The following is a 21,242-nucleotide window of genomic DNA, read 5'->3' on the forward strand; positions in this document are numbered from 1 at the left end:
GTCTGCCCTACTCCACCGGCACGCCCGCGGCCTTCACGATCGCGGCCCACTTCTTGACCTCGGCGGCGACGAAGGTCTTGAAGGCATCGGGCGAACTTGGCGTGACGATAAATCCCTGCGACGAAAAGAAGGTTTTCATCTCGGGCCGGTCCAGCACCTTGGTGACTTCGGCGTTCAGTGCACTGACGACCTCGGGTGGCGTCCCGGCCGGCGCGAACAGGCCTTGCCATGACAAGGCCTCGAAGCCCGGCACGCCCGATTCGGCCACCGTCGGCACGTCAGGGAACATGGGGTGGCGCTGCTGCGACGTCACGGCAATCGCCTGGATCTTTCCGGACTTCACGAACTGCTGTACCACCAGCAGGTCACCAAACATGGAATCGAGCTGGCCGCCCAGCAGGTCATTCAAGGCCGGCGCACTGCCCTTGTAAGGCACGTGCAGCAACTGCGAACCCGTGGCGAGCGCGAACATTTCACCGGTCAGATGCATGGACGTGCCATTGCCGGGGGACCCATAGGTGACTTGGGCGGGACGGCTCTTGGCGTAGGCCACATAGTCGGGCACGGTACGCGCCGGCACGTTCGCATTCTTGACGAGCATCAAGGGCGAATTGACGATCATCGAGATCGGCGCAAAGTCCTTGACCGGGTCGTAGCTTGGCTTGGCATACAGGCTGTAGCTGACCGCGTGCGACCCGGTCACCCCCATCAACAGCGTGTAGCCGTCGGCCGGCGCACGGGCCACGAAGGCCGACCCCACCGTGCCGCCCGCACCGGGCCGGTTCTCCACGATCACGGACTGGCCAAAGTCTTGCGTCATGGCGTCCGCCAGCTTGCGGGCCAGCACGTCGGTGCTGCCCCCCGGCGGAAACGGCACGACGATGCGCACCATCTTGTTGGGAAAAGCGTTGGCGCCGGCACCGGCCGGAGCCTGCGCCTGCGCAGTACCGGACGCGGCGATCGCCAGGGAACCACAGAGCAAAGACAACACGACTTTCATACCACCCTCCAGGACAAACATGCGTCGGAAATCGGTCATGGCGCACCCCAGCCGCCACCGCCCGCCGTTTCGATCGTGAGCCGATCGCCAGCGCGCCAAATGAATCGTGTCTTCGATGCCAGCGGCTCGATGCTGCCGTCACGGCGGACGACCTGGGCGCGCGACGGCGCACCGGCGGCTCCACCCTGCGCACCAGGCGCGCCGGCGTCGTGCCGCTCGCCGCGGTACGACACCGTGGCCTCGCCTTCCAGCAGCAGGTAGGTGCGCACCACGCCGTCGCCACCGGCATGGCGCCCTGCGCCCCCCGATCCGCGGCGGCGGCGATAGGTTTCAAGGCGCAGCGGCGCCTGGCTCTCCAGCATTTCGACCGGCAGGTTCTTGCCATTGCCCACATCGGTGGAGATGCCACTGGCGCCCGCGCCGGCCGGACCCGCGCCCGCGCCGCCCGCAATGATCTCGGTAAAGAAATACGGGCGGCCCGCGGCGTCTTTGCCGCCCACCGCCATCACCACCGCGACCCCGGAATTGGGCGCGGACGCACGCGCCGGGTCGGCCTTGGCCCACGCCGCCAGCAGCGTGTTGCAGGCGAGCTTGACCGTGGCCGTGCGCGCGTTGACTGCCGCCGGAAAACGCGGGTTGACGATCGACCCTTGGGGCAGCACCCAGTCGGCCGCCATCAGGCAGCCCTGGTTGCTGGGGGCATCGGGTGCGAGCGTTCGCATGAAGAAGAACAGCGCGGCCAGGATGGCGGCGGGCGGTGCGTTGATGGGAGCCGCGGCCTGCGGGGACGATCCCGTAAAGTCGATGTGCAGGCGATCGCCGGTTTTGGTCAGGGTGACGTGGAGGGTGACGCCGGGGGTGTGGCCGGGGGTGTTGCCGGGGGTGTGGCCGGGCGCATGGCTGGATGCGTCGCCCGGTGCGTTGCCGAGCGAGTTACCGGCTGCATGAATGGGCAGCTTGCCCGGCGGGGTACCGCGTGCGTCGAGCCGGTCAGCGCGCGTGAATACGCCGTCCGGCAAGGCCGCCAGGGCGGCCCGAGTCATTCGTTCGGCCTGCTGGATCAGTGCATCGCAGCCCGGCGCAAACACCCCGCCCTGTGCGCGCGCCAGCTCCTGCACCTCACGCTCGCCCAATGAGATCGCGGCCCATTGCGCATCCAGATCGCCCAGCAAGTTGTCAGGCGTGCGGCTGTTGGCAGCCAGTACGGCGCGCAGGCCGGGATCGATCTGGCCACCTTGCCGCCACCGCACTGGCGGCAGGCGCAGGCCTTCCACGAACACATCGGTGGCATCCGGCGGCAAGGAACCCGGCGTGCTGCCGCCGATGTCCTGGTGATGCAGGATGGCGGCAGTCAGCGCGACGACCGCCCCGTCCAGCATGACAGGCTTGATCATGACCATGTCCGGCAAATGCGTGCCGCCTGACCACGGATCATTCATCAACAACGCGTCGCCGTCACGCATGCACTGCAGGGGAAAGGCGTTCAGAATGCCCGCGACGGCCGGGATCATGCTGCCAAGCAGCAGGGGCAGCGAACGCGCCTGCGCGATCACCCGGCCGTCAGGCAGGAAGATGGCGGCGGCGCAGTCCATGCCTTCGCGAGCGATGGACGAAATGGCCGATCGCACCAGCGCGTCCTGCATGCGGTCGGCGATGCCTTCGAGCTGCATGCGCAGGATTTCGAGGGAGGCCGGGTCGATGACGGCTGCAGCGCGGTCAAGGGACGGCACGCTGCCGATAGACGCGGCATCGCCTGCGGTGATGGCGTGGGCTGACGGCATGGACACCTTGGTATTCATGGTGCCTCCAGGATCAGCACGCCGTCGTCATCGACGGTCCATCGCCACGACGGCGGAATCCAGATAGTCGTGTCCAGGGCAGTGACAAGCGCCGGGCCGATGCCGGTGTCGTGCGCGGCGAGTGCCGCGCGCGCGAACACGGCGCAGGACGGCACGCCTGGCAGTTGCAGCGACAGGGTATCTGACACAGGGCTTCCTTCTGCGCGAGGCAGTCCAGTTGACGATATCAACGAGTTGCCCGACGCCCTGCCGGCATGCGCCTTCGTTGTCAACGTCAACGATCTGGCCGCCGGCGCCCATCGTGCCACGGCACGCACCGCATGCACCCGATGCCCGCCAGAAAACGCCTGGCCGCGCACGCGCGTGTGCACGTGATCAAAGCGCGCCGCCAAGGTGGCCGCCGTATCCACGCCCGGCGTGTACGCGACTTCCAGTGCGAACTCCTGGCCCAGATACCCCACGTCGATAAAGCTGTCGACGACGCGTTCCGAGTGACCCGCGGCGCTGCCCGCGGGCAAGGCGGCCGTCAGCTCCCGCAACAACGCTTCGACGGCAGGCAGCACGTCCTCGTCATCCAGCACACCCGACATTGCCGCCTCTTTCATCGCAATGCGCGGACTGCGCAGCAGGCCGTAGGCAGCGGCCACGCCGGGCAGGGGTGGCACGACCACACGCCGCGCACCGACCAGGGCGGCGGCCTCGGCCACGTGCAGGCCCCCGCCTCCGCCCGCGGCAACCAGGGTCACCTCGCGCGGATTCACGCCGGCCGCAAAGGCCGTGCGTTTGATGGCTTCGGCAAGCGACGCATTGGCCACGGCCAGGGCGGCTGCCGCCGCAGCCGTGATCGACAGTCCCAAAGGCGCCGCCACACTGTCGTTGACCGCCGCCTCGGCCTTGCCGCGATCGAGCATCAGGCCGCTGGCCAGCCGTTCGGGCAACAGACCGAGCACGACCAGGCAATCGGTCACCGTCGCCAGCGTTCCGCCTTGCGCATAGGCCGCCGGACCCGGCCGCGCGCCGGCCGAATCCGGACCGATCCGCAACGCACCGGCCGCGTTCACGCGCACGATGCTGCCACCCCCCAAGGGGATGGAAACGATGTCCAGCGACCGCACGCGCAGGTCCAGGTGGCCGACCGCCAAGGCTTGCGTGTAGCGCGCGGCGCCTTGCTCGAGCAGGCTCAGATCCGAGCTGGTGCCACCAATGTCGATACTGATCGCCGCCGACGCGGCCGTGGCGGGATCGATCATGCGCGCGACGCCATTGACTGCCGCCGCCGGTCCGGACATGGCCAACGCGATCGGCAAGGCCGCGCAATCATCGACGGGCGCAATGCCGCCGAATGACCGCATGACCCAGGGCGCCGGGTAGCCGCGCTGCGCCAGGCCGGCCTTCAACGCCTGCAGGTAAGCCGACACGCCCGGCTTAACGTAGGCGTCCATGGCCGTGGTCAGCCAGCGTTCGAATTCGCGGGGGCGCGGGTCCACGTCGCTCGACAAGGACACCTGCAAGGCTGGCGACCACTCGGCGCACCATGCGGCCACCTGGCGTTCATGCGCCGGATTGCAGTGGGAGAACAGCAGGCAGATCGCCACGCTGCGCACCCCGGCGGCGTGCAGCGCGGACAGGGCGTCAACGACCGACGACCGGGTCAGTGGTTCGACCTCTCTGCCATCCGCACCAAGCCTGCCGTCGATCTCGACCCGCAAGTCTTCGGGCATCAGATCAACCGGAGTCTGCACGCCGACATGGCTTGCGTACAGATCGCGGCGGCTCTGGCGGCCCAGGGTCAGCACATCGGCGAATCCGCGTGGCACCAGCACGCCGACCGGCGCGGCATCTTGTTCGAGCAGCAGGTTCGTGGCGATCGTTGTCCCGTGCAACCATCGGGTCACGTCGGCGCCCCGAAAGCCCTGCACGGAAGCCACCGTATCCACCGCAGCCAGCACAGCCTCGGCCGGCGCCGCGCCGCGCCGTGCGTGTTTGGACGCGTGCACGACACCGTCGGGCGACACGGCGATCACGTCAACGAAGGTGCCGCCGACATCGACCGCGACTTCCCAGCCAGAGGCGTCGGCCCGGAGCGCCCCGGACATCGCGGAGACGTCCACCCCATCCTCTCTCACAGCGATGCCGTCCATCTAGAACCGCGCCGCAGAAAACGGCGACAGGTCCACGCCGGTCGGCCGCCCTGCCACCAGGTTCGCCAGCTCGCGCCCGGTGGTTGCCCCGCCGCACATGCCCACATGGCCGTGGCCAAATCCCAGCCAGACATTTGACACACGCGGTGCGCGATCAATCACCGGCATGCTGTCCGGAAGGCACGGCCGATGGCCCATCCACTCGGTGCTGCGGCTGGCGTCCAGATGCGGGAACATGTCCTTGCCCCGCGACAGCAGCACGGCGGACCGGCGATAGTCGGGCGGCGCCTTGAGCCCCGCGAATTCAACCGACCCGGCCAGCCGCAAGCCCTTGGCCATCGGGTTGACCATCATGTTGTGTTCGACCGCCATGACCGTGTGCTTCAGCTGAAGATTCGAGCTGTTGACGGTCACGTGGTAGCCGCGCTGCGTCTCCAGCGGGATGCGTGTGCCCAGCATGCGAGTCAGCGACCCTGACCATGCCCCGGCCGCAATCACGACGCCATCGCAATCCAGCACGTCGCCCTCTGCCAGCCGGACGCCCGTCACCGTATCGCCCCGCCGCACGAAACCGGTCGCCAGGTCGGACACCTTGCTTGCGCCGTCGCGTATGCACTGCGCATACAAAGCCTTGACCAGTTCCGACGGATCCAGCGTGGACCCGTTTTCGGGCGCCAGGATGCCGAAGCGGAATTTGCCGCGCAGGTCGGGTTCCAGCGTTTCCAGTTCGTCTTGCGCCACGTCCCGCATCTCGACGCCCAGGCGGCGCCGCAGGTCCATGCCCCACTGCCACTGCCGCGCGATCTCGCGTCCCGAATACACGTACAGACAGCCCGACCGGCGCACCAGTCCCTGCGCGTTGGCGTGCGCCAACAGGGGGCCGTAATTGTCGAAGATGGGCGCCAGCAGATTGCGCATGGCGGTGGCGATCCGGACGACTTCAGCCGGGCTGGAATGCCGCAAGAAGCGCAGCAGCCAGGGCATGGCCGCAGGCAGATAGGTGCCGCGAACCGTCAACGGCCCCAGCGGATCCAGCAGCCAGCCCGGCACCTTTTTCCACATGCCCGGCATGCCGACGGGCAGGCAGGCGCTGGGCGACAGGGATCCGGCATTGCCGAAGGAACAGGCTTCGCCCGCCTCGCGCGGATCCAGGAAGGTGACCTGGTGGCCGTCGCGCTGCAGCCAGGCTGCTGTGCAGACGCCAACGATCCCGGTTCCGATAACTACAACATGCATGGACATTCCCGACACGTGCGCGGGCGTAGTGCACGACAGTCGGCACACCGCACCAAAGTGGATCCAGAACTGACAAAACTGAATTCAGTCCGCCAGGTTGCGATCCACTATTCGGGAGAACGTCCGGGGTGTCAATAGGCCGTGACGCGCCGCGCTGACGCCCGTTCAGCGCCATAAAGTCCTGATGACACGGCACTTTTCGCGGGCTTAGGGCCTACCCCGTCATCCAACTAAATTTTGCAACATCGCCATGATTTGTCCGGATTGGATCCAGTTTTGGCCAGCGCAGGGTTGAAGCCGTGTTCACGCACACACTGACCTTCCAACAGGCCAGCAAGCCCCGCCCCATCGCAGTGCAAACCAGACGTGCCGCCATGGTGCACGCGCAGACGTAAAAAAAGGGCCGCGCGAGGCGACCCTTCTTGTCCTGCCCAAGAAAACTGACTGCCAGATCAGATCACGATGATCAGCGCCACCACACCCACAATCAGCGCGGCCTTCGTCAGGTGATACACCGTGCGGTTCCAGTTCTTCAACTTGCGCCGATACTGGCCGCCCACCCACACCACGTAGAACAGCTTGTTGATCAGGCCGGTCTTGTCCCCGTCTTCGTTTGGCGAGCTGGCTGCTGTCATGACCTTGCGGCCGAACCAGTGGTTAAAGGCTTGCGCCCAGCGTGTCTTGAGCGGCCGTTCCACGTCGCAGAACAGGATGATGCGGTCCTTGTCGGACCCGTTCTGCGCCCAGTGGATGAAGGTCTCGTCGAACACCACGCTTTCGCCATCGCGCCAGCTGTAGCGCTGGCCATCGACCTCGATAAAGCAGCGGTCATCATTCGGCGTTTCCAGGCCCAGGTGATACCGCAGCGATCCGGCGAACGGATCGCGATGCTTGTTCAGGGTCGCGCCCGGCGGCAGTTCGGCAAACATGGCCGCCTTCACCTCGGGAATCCCGCGCAGGATTTCCACCGTCTTGGGGCAGAATTCGCCCGCCGACGGATGCTCGGCCTCGTACCACTTCAGGTAGAACCGTTTCCAGCCCGACTTGAAGAAGGAATTGAAGCCCGCGTCATTGTTCTTGGCGGCGGCGCGAATGCGCTGCGCCTCGCGCAGATTGACGGCTTCGTCACGGATGATTTCCCAGTTGTCATCCAGCGCCTTGAGCGCCGGCAGACGGTCGGCCGGAATGTACGGAATGGCCGGCACGCGCGAAAACATGTACATGAACACGTTGATCGGCGCGACGATCGACGAATGATCGAACAGCTGGCGGAAGAAACGCAGTCGCACCCGGCCGCGCAAATGCACGTAGGCAATGCAGCCGAGATAGAGCGCGATGATGACCCATTTCATGGTGACGTCCTTTGCGGGCGAGGTGGCGGCAGACTGAGGACCCTCAGTCCAGCGTCAGCACCGTCGAACCCGTCGTTTTTCTTGTGGCGAGCGCTTCGTGCGCCTCGCCAATGTTTTCCAGGCGGAACCGCTGTTCGATGCGGACCTTGATCTTCCTGGCCAGCACCAGCGCGAACAGGTCGTCAGCGGCGGCCTGCATCTTTTCCAGGGTGTTGACGTGGTGGCCGACCATCGGCCGGGTCACGAACAGCGATCCCTTCTGCGCAAGGATACCCAGGTTCACGCCCGTGACCGGCCCCGACGCATTGCCGAAGCTGACCATCAGGCCGCGCTGCTGCAGGCAGTCCAGCGAGGTTTCCCAGGTGTCCTTGCCCACGCCGTCATAGACCACCGGCACTTTCTTGCCCTTGGTCAGTTCCAGCACGCGCTCGGCCACGTTTTCCTTGCTGTAGTCGATCACGGCCCACGCGCCATTGGCCTTGGCCAACGCCGCCTTTTCCGGGGTGGACGCCGTACCGATCATCTTGACGCCCAGCGCCTTGGCCCACTGGCAGGCGATCAGGCCCACGCCGCCGGCAGCCGCGTGGAACAGGATCGTCTCGTTGCCTTGCAGGCGGTAGGTCTGACGGAACAGGTATTGCGCGGTCAGGCCCTTGAGCATGATGGCCGCGCCTTCTTCGAAACTGATGCCATCGGGCAGCTTGACGACCTGCGCGGCCGGCACGTTGCGCACTTCGGCGTAGGCGCCCAGCGGGCTCTGGCCGTAGGCCACCCGGTCGCCGACCTTCAGATGCCTGACGCGCGGACCCACCGCATCCACCACGCCGGCGCCTTCGAAGCCCAGACCCGATGGCAGCGAGCCCTTGTACAGACCCGTACGGTAATAGATGTCGATGAAGTTCAGGCCCACGGCATGTTGACGGATACGGACCTCGCCAGCTTCCGGCTTGGGAACATCGACCTCGACCAGCTTGAGTACTTCGGGGCCACCGTACGCGTCGATACGAATTGCCTTGGGCATGAGTCACTCCTTGAATTGGATACCTGCGATTCTAAACGCACGCATACAATCCCCGTGAATGCCGGCCCGGCATCGACCGGATGCGGGCCGCCCAGCGAGTATTGCAAGGTACGTTATGAAGACAGATCCCCGCTTCCCGAACATGTTCATCCTCGATCACCCGTTGATCCAGCACAAACTCACGTTGATGCGTGACAAAGAGACGTCTACCCGGACGTTTCGCCAGTTGCTGCGCGAGCTGACCCTGTTGATGGGCTATGACGTGACGCGCAATCTGCCGCTCACCACCCGCCAGGTCGAAACGCCCATGACCACCATGGACGCCCCGGTGATCGCCGGCAAGAAGCTGGCGGTGGTGCCGGTGCTCCGTGCGGGTATCGGCATGGCCGACGGCCTGCTGGATCTGGTGCCGTCGGCGCGCATCGGCCACATCGGCCTGTACCGCGACGCCGACTTGCGGCCAGTCGAATACCTGGTGCGCCTGCCCGAACTGGAAGGCCGCACCTTCATTCTGTGCGACCCGATGATAGGCACGGGCTACTCGGCCGCCCACGCCGTCGACGTGCTGAAGAAACGCGGCGTGCCCGCCTGCGACATCCTGTTCCTGGCGCTGGTCGCGTCCCCCGAAGGCATGAAGGTCTATTGCGACCTGCACCCCGATGTGCCGATCTACATTGCGGCGCTGGACGACCACCTGGACGAAAACGCCTACATCGTGCCTGGCCTGGGCGATGCCGGCGACCGCCTGTTCGGCACCAAGCACTGATCCACGACACACCCCCTTCATGATCCCCAGCCCGCAGGCGCGCCGTTTCGACACCCCACAGCTGTGTCTGTTCGCCAGTTGGGCGATCATGGCCATCGGCCTGATCGGGATCCTGTATCTGCACCTGCTGCTGGCGCTGCTGGCCGGACTGCTGGTCTATCAGCTGGTGCACACGCTGGCGCCGTTGATGCAGCGCCGGTTTTCGGACGAACGCGCCCGGCTGATCGCGGTGGCCTTCCTGGCGGCCGTCATCATCGGCCTGCTGACAGCCGCCGTGCTGGCGGGCGTGGCGTTCATGCGCAGCGAAGCCGCGCGGCTGCCGATGCTGTATGACCGGCTGACGGCCATCATCGCGCAGGCGCGGTTGCAGCTGCCAGGCTTTGTGGTGGACTACCTGCCCGACAACCCGGCCGAGATCCGCGCTGCCGTGACCGACTGGGTGACCGAGCACACCCAGCAACTGCAGGTCGCAGGCAAGGGCGCCATTACCGCCTTTGTCCATCTGTTGATCGGGATGGTGCTCGGCGCCATGATTGCCTTGCAGCAGACTCAGCCGGGCCATGTCCGCAAGCCGCTGGCGCTGGAACTGGGCGGCCGCGCCGAACTTCTGAGCAATGCGTTCCAGCGCGTGGTGTTTGCGCAGGTGCGCATCTCGCTGCTGAACACGGCGTTCACCGCCCTGTTTCTGCTGGTGGCCTTGCCGCTGTTCGGCGTCAAGCTGCCGCTCAGCAAGACACTGGTGCTGGTGACGTTCGTGGTGGGCCTGCTGCCCGTCGTGGGCAACCTGATCTCGAACACCCTGATCGTGCTGGTCGGCATCTCGGTCTCGCTGTCGGTCGGCATCGCGGCGCTGGTGTTCCTGATCCTGATCCACAAGCTCGAATATTTCCTGAATGCCAGGATCGTCGGCGCGCGCATCCAGGCCAGTTCCTGGGAAATCCTGCTGGCCATGCTGGTGCTGGAAGCGGCTTTTGGCGTGCCCGGACTCGTGGCCGCGCCGATCTACTACGCCTACCTGAAAAGCGAACTGGCGCGGCGGCAGCTGGTGTAGGCAAGAAAAAGCCTGCGGGTGCTGCACGTGCTGTCGGTGCTGGCGAACCCGCCGAACCGGCTCGTCGGGCACCTGAACCTGACAGGCACCTGAAAACCATTGGCGTGGCAGCAACTGCATTGACAATCACTGCCTAGACAACAATAATGCCAGGCATGGTCAAGCAATCCTCCACTCCCCCTCTCGACGACGACGCCCAGTTGCGTCAATCGCTCAGCCGCTACAACCCTGACGACAGCGTTGGCTACCTGGTCAAGCAGGCCCACGTGCTGTTGCAGCGCGCGGTCGATGCCGAAATGACCGCCATCGATCTGACCGCCATGCAGTGGCGGCCATTGATCATGCTCGCGATGGGCATGGGCGATACCGCGGCCGACCTGGCGCGCCAGGCCTGTGTGGATACCGGCGCCGTCACCCGCATGCTGGACCGGCTGGAAAGCAAGGGCCTGGTGCGGCGGGTGCGCAGTGTGGAAGACCGGCGCGTCATCAAGCTGGAACTGACGCCGGAAGGAAGGCAAGTCGCCATCCAGATTCCGGAGCTGCTTGAAGCGGTCATGGAACGCCTGACGCGCGGCTTTGCTGCGGACGACATCGACCAGTTCAAGGGTTTCCTGCGGCGGATGATCGCCAATGGGGAAAGCCCCGCCGCCTGACAGTGGCCAGCCGCAAGGCTTGTGTTTCGAACAAATGACTGCCTAGGCAGTTACAGACTAAACAACAATATTCAGCTTCCTGTAAGACTACGCCATGAAAACCTTCTTGCTTGCGCCGCTGGTCATCGCCCTGGCCGCTTGCGCGCATATGGACCCGAACGGCAGCACCCGCCGTCCGCTCGACGTCGCGACCCTGGGGGCGCAGGACACGCCGGCCATGCAGTGGCCCGACCAGCAATGGTGGCAGCGTTATAACGATCCCCAGCTGAATGCGCTGATCGCCGATGCCGTGACCGGCAGCCCGAGTCTGGTGACTGCGCAGGCCCGCCTGGCGCGCGCTAGTGCCAACGCCAGTTCGGCCAACGCCGCGCTGTACCCGCAGGCCAATGCCACGGCCACCGCGACGCGCCAGCGCTATACCGAAAACGGCATCGTGCCGCCGCCGCTGGGGGGCACGATCCGCACGGACGCGCGCCTGGCCCTGAACCTGAGCTACGACTTCGACTTCTGGAATCGCAACGGGTCGGCGCTGAAAGCCGCGCTGTCCGAATCGCGCGCGGCCGAAGCCGAAACCCACGCCGCCCGCAATGTGTTGATGAGTTCGGTAGCGGCGTCCTACTTCAACCTGCAGCGTCTGTTCGCGCAGCACGCGGTGCTGGAAGACGCGATCAAGCAGCGCGGCGGGGTGTTCGATCTGACCCAGCAACGTTTCCGCAATGGCATCGACACGCGCGTCGAGGTCAAGCAGGCCGAATCGCTGCTGGCGCAGGCCCGTGCCGACAACGCCCAGGTCGATGAAGCCATCGCCCTGCAACGCAATCAGCTGGCCGCCTTGCTGGGCGCCGGTCCGGACCGGGTGGCCGGGCTGCAGCCGGTGACGCTGGCGGCGCCGTCATATGCCGCGCCGGCCAACGTGCCGCTGTCGCTGGTTGGTCACCGGGCCGAAATCGTGGCCGCCCGCTGGCGTGTCGAAGCCGCGCAGCGCAACGTCGACGTAGCCAAGGCCGCCTTCTACCCGGACATCAACATCTCGGCGTTTGCCGGGGTGTCGTCGCTCGGCTTTCCCAAGCTGCTGGAAGGCGGCAGCGGCATCTTTGGTATCGGCCCGGCGATCACGCTCCCGATCTTCGAAGGGGGCCGCCTGAACGCCAACCTGCAGGGGCGGCAGGCCGACATCGATCTGGCCATCGCCAGCTACAACCAGGCCGTGATCGACGCGGTGCATGAAGTCAGCGACACCCTGGATTCCATCCGCGCGCTGGGCCGCCAGGCCGACGAACAGCGACAGGCGCGGCAGGCCACCCAAGAGGCCTACGACCTGGCGCTGCAACGCTACAAGGCAGGGCTGGGCAACTACCTGACGGTGCTGACCGCGCAAAGCACCGTGCTGGCGCAGGAAAGGCTGGATACCGATCTGCAGGCGCGCGCTTTCACGCTGGACGTGGCGCTGGCCCGCGCGCTGGGAGGCGGCGTGGCGCTGCCCGACAGCCTGACCGCCCTGCCCCCGGCCACGGTAGCCGCCACGAGGCGCTGATCCCGCGCTGACGACGACCGCCCTCATCACAACAATTATTTATCTATCGAACACCGAGGCTTTCCATGGAAAACGCTCAGACTCCCAACGCCGCACCGGCGTCCAACCCAAAACGCAAGCGGCTGCTGCTGACCGCCGCCGGCGTTTTTGTCCTGTGCGCGATCGGCTACGGCGCCTACTGGGCCATCGTGGCCCGTCATTTCGAGGACACCGACGACGCCTACGTCCAGGGCAACCTGGTGCAGATCACGCCGCAGATCGCGAGCACCGTGTCGGCCATCAATGCCGATGACACCGACTTCGTGAAGGCGGGCCAGGTACTGGTGCAACTGGACCGGGCCGATGCGCAGGTGGCGCTGGACCAGGCCCAGGCCGCGCTGGCGCAGACGGTGCGCCAGGTGCGCACCCTGTACGCGAACAACGGTGCGCTGGGCGCCAACATCACGGTGCGCCAGGCCGACATCGACAAGACGCAATCCGATCTGGCGCGTGCGCAAGCCGACCTCAAGCGCCGCGAAGAACTGGCCGCCACCGGCGCCGTCAGCGGTGAAGAACTGCTGCATGCGCAAACCACCGTGGCCAACGCCAAGTCGGCCGTGGCCTCGGCCAAGGCCGCCCTGGTCGCGTCGCGCGAACAGCTCGCCACCAATACCGCCCTGACAGACGGCACGTCCGTCGAACAGCACCCCAACGTGCTGGGCGCGGCCGCCAAAGTGCGCGAGGCCTATCTGAACCTGTCGCGGTCGTCCTTGCCCGCGCCGGTCAGCGGCTATGTCGCCAAGCGCAGCGTGCAGGTCGGCCAGCGCGTGGCCCCGGGCACGCCGCTGATGACCATCGTCCCGCTGGACCAGGTCTGGGTCGACGCCAACTTCAAGGAAGTGCAGCTGGGCAAGATGCGCATCGGCCAGCCGGTCAAGCTGACGGCTGACGTGTACGGATCCAAGGTCGAATACCGCGGCACCGTGGCCGGCCTGGGCGCGGGCACGGGCGCAGCCTTTGCGCTGCTGCCTGCGCAGAACGCCACCGGCAACTGGATCAAGGTCGTGCAACGCCTGCCGGTGCGCATCGCGCTGGACCCCAAGGAAGTCGAAGCGCATCCGCTGCGCGTCGGCCTGTCGATGCAGGCGGAAGTGGACATCACGTCGACCGACGGCAAGACGCTGTCCGAAGGCAGCCGCAACGCCACCGCCTACAGCACCACGGCGCTGGATCACACGTCGGAAGACGCCGACAAGCTGGTCGCCGCGACGATCGCCGACAACCTGGGCAAGCGGTCGGGTGACGTGCGCCAGGGCAATGCCGCCGCGTCGGCCGCAACCCGGTCGCCTGCCCGTGGCAACGCCACGGCGCAACGCCAGTCCACGACGGCCACCGCCGCCAATCGCCGTGCCGTCGGCACGCTGTAAGGCATTGCCGCAAACGGATTCCCCATGACAACGGCCTCTTCTACCGCTTCCTTTCCGCGCGACGGCGCCGCCCCGGCCGACCGGCCCGCGGCGCCTCCGGGCAAGCCGCCCGGCCAGGCCGCCCATCCACCGCTCGAAGGCATGCAGCGCGCGTTGGGCACCCTGGCGCTGTCGGCCGCGGTGTTCATGAATGTGCTGGATACGTCGATCGCCAACGTGTCCCTGCCCGCCATTTCGGGCAACCTTGGCGTCAGTACCAGCCAGGGCACCTGGGTCATCACGTCCTTTGCCGTGGCCAATGCGATTGCATTGCCCCTGACGGGCTGGCTCACGCAGCGTTTCGGCACGGTCAGGCTGTTCATCGGTTCGGTCCTGCTGTTCATCCTGGCATCGTGGCTGTGCGGCCTCGCCCCCAACCTGGAATCGCTGATCGCCTTCCGCGTGCTGCAAGGGCTGGTCGCCGGGCCGATGATTCCCCTGTCGCAGACACTGATGCTCGGCAGCTATCCCAAGGAAAAATCCGGGATCGCGCTGGCCTTGTGGGCAATGACGACGCTGGTTGCGCCGGTGGCCGGTCCGCTGCTGGGCGGCTGGATCTCGGACAATTTTTCGTGGCCGTGGATCTTCTACATCAACATTCCGGTCGGCCTGCTGTCGGCCTGGGTGACGTGGATGATCTATCGCAAGCGCGAATCGCCGACCCGCAAACTGCCCATCGACACCATCGGCCTGACGCTGCTGGTGGTGTGGGTGGCCGCCTTCCAGATCATGCTGGACAAGGGCAAGGAACTGGACTGGTTCGAGAACACCACCGTGGTGGTGCTCGCACTGGTGGCCTTCGTCGCGTTCGTGTTCTTCATCATCTGGGAACTGACCGACAGGCATCCGGTGGTGGACCTGCGCCTGTTCAAGGGCCGCAATTTCACGGTCGGCGCGGTCACCCTGTCGGTTGCGTACGGCGTGTTCTTCGGCAACGTGGTGCTGCTGCCCTTGTGGTTGCAGACGGTCATGGGCTACCCGGCCACCGATGCCGGCATGGTGACGGCGCCGGTGGGCCTGCTGGCCATCGTGCTCACGCCCATCGTCGGCAAGATGCTGGCCAAGACCGACCCCCGGCTGCTGGTCACCGCCGCCTTTATCGTGTTCGCGGTCGTCAGCTTCATGCGGGGCAACTTCACGCCGCAGGTCGACATGAACTCGCTGCTGATCCCGACCCTGATCCAGGGCGCCGGCATGGCCGCGTTCTTTGTGCCGCTGGTGTCGCTGACCATGGCAGGGCAACCGCCCGACAAGATCGCCAGCGCATCGGGCCTGTCGAACTTCTGCCGGATCACGGCCGGCGCCTTCGGCACGTCGATCTCGACCACGCTGTGGGAAAACCGCACGTCAATGCATCACGCGCACCTGACCGAAAACATCACGTCAGGGAACGCCGCTGCGCAAGCCGCGTTGCAGGGCATGCAGGCCAACGGGATGTCGCCGCAATCGGCCCTCGCGTCGTTGAACGGCCTGATCAGCGCCCAGTCGGCAACGATGGCCGTGACGGACATCTTCTACGCCTCGGGCATCATCTTCCTGATCCTGATTGCCATGGTGTGGTTCGCCCGGCCCGGCAAGCCAAGTGGCAAGCCGGCGGATGGGGGCGGCGCGCACTAAACGGCCTGCCTGGCGACCGCCTCGATGACAAAGCGCCGATCACTGCATGCAGCAGGATCGGCGCCTTTTTGTGTGCGTTCCTGAGGGCTCGCGGTGCCGGTTGAAGGTCAGCGGCTGGCCCTTTGCCGGCGATATCCGGCGAGACAGCACGATGCGTCTTACCGCCGTTTGCGCCCGCCCAGCAATGACCCGAGCAGGCCGCGCGTGATCTCGCGCGCCACTTGCGATCCCACCGATCGCGCGGCGCTTTTGGCCACCGATTCCAGCATGCCCGGATGGCGGCCGCCGCGGGGCCCGGTGCTGCCGAACAGCACGTCGCGCAAGCCGTCCATCATGCCGCCGGATGCGGGTTCGTCGGCAACGGCGGGTTCACCGCGGCCCGCCGTGGGCACGGGCATCGGTGACGCTGTCGACGTCGACGAACCGCCGTCCCGACCCGCATCCGGTGCGCCCTTGCCGGCTCCCGCAGGCGCTGCCTCCACCCGCTGCGTCAATTTTTCATACGCCGACTCGCGATCCACCGCCGTCTCGTAGACCCCGGCCACCAGCGATCCGGCGCGTACCGCCTCCCGCTCGGCCTGGGTAGCCTGCCCGATGCGGCTCGCGGGCGGCACGATGTACACCCGTTCTGTCGGGCAGGGCCGGCCCTTCTCGTCCAGCACCGACACCAGGGCCTCGCCCACCCCCAGCTCGGTGATCGCGGCGCCAATGTCCAGCCCGGCGTTCGGCCGCATCGTGTCGGCCGCCGACTTCACCGCCTTCTGATCCCGCGGCGTGAACGCCCGCAAGGCATGCTGGATGCGATTGCCCAGCTGTCCCAGCACCGTGTCCGGAATGTCCAGCGGGTTCTGCGTCACGAAATACACGCCGACCGCCTTGGACCGGATCAGCCGGACCACCTGTTCGATCTTGTCGAGCAAGGCCTTGGGCGCGTCCTTGAACAGCAGGTGCGCTTCATCGAAAAAGAATACGAAGCGCGGCTTGTCGGTATCGCCCGCCTCGGGCAGGTGTTCGTACAGCTCGGACAGCAGCCACAGCAGGAAGGTGGCGTACAGGGTGGGTGACTGCATCAGCTTGTCGGCCGCCAGGATGTTGACGATGCCGCGGCCTTGCGCGTCGGTCTGCATCAGGTCGTCGATGTTGAGCATGGGCTCGCCAAAGAATTGATCGCCGCCTTGGTCTTCCAGTGCGAGCAGCCCGCGCTGGATGGCGCCCACCGACGCGGCCGACACGTTGCCGTATTGCGTCTTGAATTGCGCCGCGTTGTCGCCCACGTACTGCAGCATCGCCCGCAGGTCTTTCATGTCCAGCAACAGCATGCCGCTGTCGTCGGCGATCCGGAACACCATGGACAGCACGCCGGCCTGGGTGTCATTCAGTTTCAGCATCCGGCCCAGCAGCAGCGGTCCCATGTCGGACACGGTGGCGCGCACCGGGTGGCCCTGCTGGCCGAATACGTCCCATAGCGTAGCGGGGCTGGCGCGCCAGACGGGCGTGTCCATGCCCAGCGAAGCCAGGCGTTCCGTCAGCTTGGGGGATGGCGTGCCTGCCTGGGTCAGGCCGGTCAGATCGCCCTTCACGTCGGCCAGAAATACGGGGATGCCCTGGGCAGAGAACGCCTCGGCCAGCACCTGCAACGTAACGGTCTTGCCAGTCCCGGTCGCCCCGGTGATGCAGCCATGCCGGTTGGCCATACCCGGAAGAAGGAAAACTTCGGTGCTGCCGTGTTTCGCGATCAGGATAGGGTCGGCCATGGTGCATAACCTGCTGTTGAGAAAAACGAGTATATGCCCCGCTGAGTGTCGTATCCGAACCCAGGCATTCGCCCCCCCCCTGGGCGCTTCGCGCCTCCCCCAGGGGCGGCACTGGTGGACTGGCGAAGCCAGATCCACGGTGCCCTGATTAACACCGCTTGCACACCATGAGTGTCGTATCCGAACCCAGATTCAGCAGTTTTGCGTCGGGGCTGGCCGTACAAGCTAAAATGGTGGATTCCCCGACTTACAACAAGCGAATCCCATGGCCGGACATAGCAAATGGGCCAATATTCAGCACCGCAAAGGGCGCCAAGACGCCAAACGCGGCAAGCTGTGGACCAAAATCATCCGTGAAGTCACCGTCGCCGCGCGCGCCGGTGGCCCCGATCCCGATGCCAACCCCCGGCTGCGTCTCGCCTGGGACAAGGCCACCGCGACCAACATGCCCAAGGACACGATCCTGCGGGCGGTCACGCGGGGGGCGGGCGGTGCCGATGGCGCCGACTACGAAGAAATCCGCTACGAAGGCTACGGCATCAACGGCGCGGCGGTCATCGTCGACTGCATGACCGACAACCGCACCCGCACCGTGGCCGACGTGCGCCACGCGTTCGCCAAGAACGGCGGCAACCTCGGCACCGAAGGGTCCGTGGGATTCATGTTCAAGCATTGCGGACAGTTCCTGTTCGCACCGGGCACCTCCGAAGACAAGGTCATGGAAGTCGCGCTGGAAGCGGGCGCCGAAGACGTCATCACCGACGAAGAAGGCCTGATCGAAGTCATCACCTCGCCACCCGATTACCCCGCCGTCCTGGCCGCCTTCGACAAGGCTGGCCTGAAGGCCGAGGTCGACGGCGTCGTCATGAAAGCCCTGAATGAAGCCGTCCTGACCGGCGAAGACGCCGAAAAAATGCAGAAATTGCTGGATGCCCTTGAATCCCTGGACGACGTCCAGGAGGTCTACACCACTGCTGTCATGGACGCGTAAGCCAAGATGAAACTTCTCGTTATCGGCTCCGGTGGCCGCGAACACGCCCTTGCCTGGCAACTGGCCAAGTCCGCCAAGGCACAAAAAGTGTTCGTTGCCCCGGGCAACGGCGGCACGGCGCTCAATCCCTATCTGCACAACGTCGACATCACCGACTCCGCGGCCCTGGCCGACTTCGTCGAACAGGAAGGCATCGCGCTGACGGTTGTCGGCCCCGAAGCGCCCCTGGCCGCCGGCGTGGTCGACGTCTTCCGCTCGCGCGGGCTCAAGATCTTCGGCCCCACCAAAGCCGCCGCGCAGCTGGAAAGCTCCAAGGATTTCGCCAAGGCCTTCATGGTCCGGCACCACATCCCGACCGCCAAGTACCAGACCTTTACCGACCCTGCCCTGGCCCATGCCTATATCGACGCCGAAGGCGCGCCGATCGTAGTCAAGGCCGACGGCCTGGCGGCCGGCAAGGGCGTGGTCGTTGCGACCACCGTGCAGGAAGCGCACGACGCCATCGACAGCATGCTGGGTGACGGCAAGCTGGGCGCGGCCGGCGCACGGGTGGTCATCGAAGAATTCCTGGAAGGCGAAGAAGCCAGCTTCATCGTCCTCTGTGATGGCCGCAACGTGCTGCCACTGGCCACCAGCCAGGACCACAAGCGCCTGAAAGACAACGACGAAGGCCCGAACACGGGCGGCATGGGCGCGTATTCGCCCGCTCCTGTGGTCACGCCGGAACTGCATGGTCGCGTCATGCGCGAAGTCATCCTGCCGACCATCCAGGGCATGGCCAAAGACGGCATCCAGTTCACGGGTTTCCTGTACGCTGGCCTGATGATCAGCGCGCAGGGCCCCAAGGTCCTGGAATTCAACTGCCGCATGGGCGATCCCGAAACGCAGCCCATCATGATGCGCGTCAAGAGCGACCTGCTGGAAGTGTTCGAGCACGGCGTGGCCGGCACGCTCGACAAGGCCAACATCGACTGGGACCGCCGCACGGCGCTGGGCGTCGTCATGGCCGCGCACAACTATCCCGACACGCCCCGCAATGGCGACGCCATTCACGGCCTGCCGCCCGAGCAGCCCGACGCCATGGTGTTCCATGCCGGCACGCGCCTTGAAAACGGCGTCGCCAAGACCAGCGGCGGCCGCGTGCTCTGCGTGACCGCACTGGGCGACTCCGTCAAGCTGGCGCAGCAACGCGCCTACGACGTCATGCAGTCGATCCATTTCGACGGCATGCAGTGCCGCCGCGACATCGGCTGGCGCGCGATCGCCCGCCGCAATGCGCCGCCGGAAGCCTGACGACGGCATGAAGATCCCCGCATGAAGATAGACACCCAGCGTACCTACGACTTCTTTACCGGGCTGCAGGGCCGGATCGTTGACGGCCTTGAAGCCATCGGCGGCCAGCCCTTCCGCACCGACACCTGGGTGCGGCCGGAAGGCGGCGGCGGCATTTCGCGGCTGATCGAAGGCGGCGACGTATTCGAACGCGGCGGCGTGCTGTTCAGCCACGTCATGGGCGCCACCCTGCCCCCGACCGCCAGCGCGCACCGGCCCGAACTGGCCGGCCGCCCCTGGGAAGCCATGGGCGTCTCGCTGGTGCTGCACCCGCGCAACCCCATGGTCCCGACCGTGCACCTGAACGTGCGCGTCTTCATCGCCAAGGCCCCCAAGGCCGAGGAAGGCGCCGACGCCGTCGACGGCGTGCTGGCCGACGACGTGTTCTGGTTCGGCGGCGGCATGGACCTGACGCCCTACTACCCGTTCGAAGAAGACGCCGTCCACTTCCATCAGACCTGCAAGGACGCGCTCGACCCATCGGGCGCCGAGCTATATCCGCAGTTCAAAGCGTGGTGCGACACCTACTTCTACCTGAAGCATCGCAAGGAAGCGCGCGGCATCGGCGGCATCTTCTATGACGACTTCAACCAGCTGGGGTTCGAGCACTCGTTCGCCATGACCCGATCGGTGGGCGACAGCTTCCTGCAGGCCTACCTGCCCATCGTGGAAAAGCGGGTCGGCCTGCCCTATGGCGAGCGCGAACGCGACTTCCAGTGCTACCGGCGCGGCCGTTATGTCGAATTCAACCTGGTCTTCGACCGCGGCACGCTGTTCGGGCTGCAGTCGGGCGGCCGCACCGAATCGATCCTGATGTCCATGCCTCCCGTCGTGCACTGGCGCTATGACTGGACGCCGGAACCCGGATCGGCCGAAGCGCGCATCTACGACTTCCTGCCCGCACGGGAGTGGGTTTGACGCCACCCCGCCCCGGCGCACGGGTTGGGTTGCTGGGGGGCAGTTTCGACCCCATCCATCACGCTCACATCGCCCTTGCCGAATGCGCGCTGCGCACGCTCAACGCCAGCGCCGTCCACCTGATTCCGGCGGCGGCGCCCTGGCAGCGCGCGCCGCTGTCGGCGGACAGCACCCACCGCGCGGCCATGGTGTCGCTTGCCATCCACGGTCATCCGGGGTTGGCGCTCAACTCCATTGAAATCGATCGGGGCGGCCCCAGTTACACTGTCGATACGTTGCAGGCACTGGTCGACCTCGACCAGGCGCAGCAACGGCCCGCTGTCCAGTACGTATGGATCCTTGGCGCCGACCAACTCGCCAACTTCTGCACCTGGCACCGCTGGCAGGACATCGTTGCGATCGCCGAACTGGCGGTGGCGGCGCGGCCGGGCAGCCAACCCCGGCCACCCGAACCCCTGCAGCGCGTCCTGGACACGCACAACCGCCCCCTGCACCACCTGCCTATGCCGGAGATGCCGGTGTCGGGTTCGGAAATCCGGCGGCGGCTCGCGCAGCGCGAGCCGGTCGATCACCTCGTTCCTCCCGAGGTGCTCCGGTATATCAACTCTCACCACCTGTATCAGGCTTAAAGC

Annotated in this window: 17 protein-coding genes; 10 read left to right on the plus strand and 7 right to left on the minus strand. The window is 66.1% G+C overall.

Translation table 11 applies throughout. From position 1 onward, the window contains the following. Positions 1 to 7 precede the first annotated feature (7 nt). From HD883_RS08780 to HD883_RS08805, 6 genes are all read right to left on the minus strand, one after another. Positions 8 to 1,000: a tripartite tricarboxylate transporter substrate binding protein gene (locus tag HD883_RS08780; protein WP_179586369.1), complete on the minus strand. Its 993-nt coding sequence runs from the start codon at positions 998 to 1,000 to the stop codon at positions 8 to 10. A gap of 35 nt (positions 1,001 to 1,035) precedes the next feature. Next, on the minus strand, positions 1,036 to 2,799 hold the full coding sequence (locus HD883_RS08785) for a hydantoinase B/oxoprolinase family protein (RefSeq protein WP_257022091.1): 1,764 nt from the start codon (positions 2,797 to 2,799) through the stop codon (positions 1,036 to 1,038). Beyond that, entirely contained in the window at positions 2,796 to 4,895 is a 2,100-nt protein-coding gene (locus tag HD883_RS08790) for a hydantoinase/oxoprolinase family protein (RefSeq protein WP_179586367.1), read from the minus strand. Before HD883_RS08790 ends, HD883_RS08785 begins: the two co-directional genes overlap by 4 nt. 45 nt (positions 4,896 to 4,940) lie before the next feature. After that, on the minus strand, positions 4,941 to 6,176 hold the full coding sequence (locus tag HD883_RS08795; RefSeq protein WP_179586365.1) for an NAD(P)/FAD-dependent oxidoreductase: 1,236 nt from the start codon (positions 6,174 to 6,176) through the stop codon (positions 4,941 to 4,943). A gap of 452 nt (positions 6,177 to 6,628) precedes the next feature. Further along, a complete protein-coding gene (gene lpxO / locus HD883_RS08800; RefSeq protein ID WP_179586363.1) occupies positions 6,629 to 7,528 on the minus strand; it encodes a lipid A hydroxylase LpxO in 900 nt (299 codons plus the stop codon). Positions 7,529 to 7,571: 43 nt separating this feature from the next. Next, the gene (locus HD883_RS08805) at positions 7,572 to 8,549 is read right to left on the minus strand and encodes a quinone oxidoreductase family protein (RefSeq protein ID WP_179586361.1); all 978 of its coding nucleotides are present in this window, start codon (positions 8,547 to 8,549) and stop codon (positions 7,572 to 7,574) included. A 115-nt stretch (positions 8,550 to 8,664) separates the two neighbouring features. On the opposite strand from HD883_RS08805, the gene upp reads away from it, so the two are divergent. The 6 genes from upp (at position 8,665) to HD883_RS08835 (ending at position 15,615) form a co-directional block, all read left to right on the plus strand. Then, complete coding sequence (gene upp, locus HD883_RS08810; protein WP_179586359.1) at positions 8,665 to 9,315, plus strand: uracil phosphoribosyltransferase; 651 nt, start codon at positions 8,665 to 8,667, stop codon at positions 9,313 to 9,315. Between the two features lie 19 nt (positions 9,316 to 9,334). Next, a complete protein-coding gene (locus HD883_RS08815; protein WP_179586357.1) occupies positions 9,335 to 10,366 on the plus strand; it encodes an AI-2E family transporter in 1,032 nt (343 codons plus the stop codon). Between the two features lie 155 nt (positions 10,367 to 10,521). Continuing rightward, entirely contained in the window at positions 10,522 to 11,019 is a 498-nt protein-coding gene (locus tag HD883_RS08820) for a MarR family winged helix-turn-helix transcriptional regulator (protein WP_179586355.1), read from the plus strand. A gap of 94 nt (positions 11,020 to 11,113) precedes the next feature. After that, on the plus strand, positions 11,114 to 12,553 hold the full coding sequence (locus tag HD883_RS08825; RefSeq protein WP_179586353.1) for an efflux transporter outer membrane subunit: 1,440 nt from the start codon (positions 11,114 to 11,116) through the stop codon (positions 12,551 to 12,553). Positions 12,554 to 12,618: 65 nt separating this feature from the next. Further along, the gene (locus HD883_RS08830; RefSeq protein WP_179586351.1) at positions 12,619 to 13,959 is read left to right on the plus strand and encodes an HlyD family secretion protein; all 1,341 of its coding nucleotides are present in this window, start codon (positions 12,619 to 12,621) and stop codon (positions 13,957 to 13,959) included. Positions 13,960 to 13,983: 24 nt separating this feature from the next. Further along, positions 13,984 to 15,615: a DHA2 family efflux MFS transporter permease subunit gene (locus tag HD883_RS08835; protein WP_179586349.1), complete on the plus strand. Its 1,632-nt coding sequence runs from the start codon at positions 13,984 to 13,986 to the stop codon at positions 15,613 to 15,615. A gap of 158 nt (positions 15,616 to 15,773) precedes the next feature. Here the strand turns inward: HD883_RS08835 and HD883_RS08840 are convergent, their stop codons facing one another. After that, positions 15,774 to 17,369 carry a helicase HerA-like C-terminal domain-containing protein gene (locus tag HD883_RS08840; RefSeq protein WP_179586347.1) on the minus strand — a complete coding sequence of 532 codons (1,596 nt, stop codon included), beginning with the start codon at positions 17,367 to 17,369 and terminating at the stop codon, positions 15,774 to 15,776. A gap of 265 nt (positions 17,370 to 17,634) precedes the next feature. Here HD883_RS08840 and HD883_RS08845 point away from each other — a divergent pair, with 265 nt between their 5' ends. From HD883_RS08845 to nadD, 4 genes are read left to right on the plus strand one after another with little or no spacing between them, the layout of a single operon-like run. Next, entirely contained in the window at positions 17,635 to 18,360 is a 726-nt protein-coding gene (locus tag HD883_RS08845; RefSeq protein WP_179586346.1) for a YebC/PmpR family DNA-binding transcriptional regulator, read from the plus strand. Between the two features lie 6 nt (positions 18,361 to 18,366). Continuing rightward, on the plus strand, positions 18,367 to 19,653 hold the full coding sequence (gene purD / locus HD883_RS08850; RefSeq protein ID WP_179586344.1) for a phosphoribosylamine--glycine ligase: 1,287 nt from the start codon (positions 18,367 to 18,369) through the stop codon (positions 19,651 to 19,653). A gap of 21 nt (positions 19,654 to 19,674) precedes the next feature. Next, positions 19,675 to 20,610, plus strand: a complete 936-nt coding sequence (gene hemF / locus HD883_RS08855; protein ID WP_179586342.1) for an oxygen-dependent coproporphyrinogen oxidase — start codon at positions 19,675 to 19,677, stop codon at positions 20,608 to 20,610. Further along, complete coding sequence (nadD, locus tag HD883_RS08860) at positions 20,607 to 21,239, plus strand: nicotinate (nicotinamide) nucleotide adenylyltransferase (protein WP_179586340.1); 633 nt, start codon at positions 20,607 to 20,609, stop codon at positions 21,237 to 21,239. Before hemF ends, nadD begins: the two co-directional genes overlap by 4 nt. Positions 21,240 to 21,242: the final 3 nt, after the last annotated feature.

Source organism: Pigmentiphaga litoralis, from assembly GCF_013408655.1.
GTDB classification, from domain to species: Bacteria; Pseudomonadota; Gammaproteobacteria; order Burkholderiales; family Burkholderiaceae_B; genus Pigmentiphaga; species Pigmentiphaga litoralis_A.

What these genes read in the sequence shown, in the direction of transcription:
- HD883_RS08780 (WP_179586369.1), bottom strand. Translation starts at nt 1,000, where the DNA reads ATGAAAGTCGTGTTGTCTTTGCTCTGTGGTTCCCTGGCGATCGCCGCG.
- HD883_RS08785 (WP_257022091.1), bottom strand. Translation starts at nt 2,799, where the DNA reads ATGAATACCAAGGTGTCCATGCCGTCAGCCCACGCCATCACCGCAGGC.
- HD883_RS08790 (WP_179586367.1), bottom strand. Translation starts at nt 4,895, where the DNA reads ATGTCCGGGGCGCTCCGGGCCGACGCCTCTGGCTGGGAAGTCGCGGTC.
- HD883_RS08795 (WP_179586365.1), bottom strand. Translation starts at nt 6,176, where the DNA reads ATGCATGTTGTAGTTATCGGAACCGGGATCGTTGGCGTCTGCACAGCA.
- lpxO (WP_179586363.1), bottom strand. Translation starts at nt 7,528, where the DNA reads ATGAAATGGGTCATCATCGCGCTCTATCTCGGCTGCATTGCCTACGTG.
- HD883_RS08805 (WP_179586361.1), bottom strand. Translation starts at nt 8,549, where the DNA reads ATGCCCAAGGCAATTCGTATCGACGCGTACGGTGGCCCCGAAGTACTC.
- upp (WP_179586359.1), top strand. Translation starts at nt 8,665, where the DNA reads ATGAAGACAGATCCCCGCTTCCCGAACATGTTCATCCTCGATCACCCG.
- HD883_RS08815 (WP_179586357.1), top strand. Translation starts at nt 9,335, where the DNA reads ATGATCCCCAGCCCGCAGGCGCGCCGTTTCGACACCCCACAGCTGTGT.
- HD883_RS08820 (WP_179586355.1), top strand. Translation starts at nt 10,522, where the DNA reads ATGGTCAAGCAATCCTCCACTCCCCCTCTCGACGACGACGCCCAGTTG.
- HD883_RS08825 (WP_179586353.1), top strand. Translation starts at nt 11,114, where the DNA reads ATGAAAACCTTCTTGCTTGCGCCGCTGGTCATCGCCCTGGCCGCTTGC.
- HD883_RS08830 (WP_179586351.1), top strand. Translation starts at nt 12,619, where the DNA reads ATGGAAAACGCTCAGACTCCCAACGCCGCACCGGCGTCCAACCCAAAA.
- HD883_RS08835 (WP_179586349.1), top strand. Translation starts at nt 13,984, where the DNA reads ATGACAACGGCCTCTTCTACCGCTTCCTTTCCGCGCGACGGCGCCGCC.
- HD883_RS08840 (WP_179586347.1), bottom strand. Translation starts at nt 17,369, where the DNA reads ATGGCCGACCCTATCCTGATCGCGAAACACGGCAGCACCGAAGTTTTC.
- HD883_RS08845 (WP_179586346.1), top strand. Translation starts at nt 17,635, where the DNA reads ATGGCCGGACATAGCAAATGGGCCAATATTCAGCACCGCAAAGGGCGC.
- purD (WP_179586344.1), top strand. Translation starts at nt 18,367, where the DNA reads ATGAAACTTCTCGTTATCGGCTCCGGTGGCCGCGAACACGCCCTTGCC.
- hemF (WP_179586342.1), top strand. Translation starts at nt 19,675, where the DNA reads ATGAAGATAGACACCCAGCGTACCTACGACTTCTTTACCGGGCTGCAG.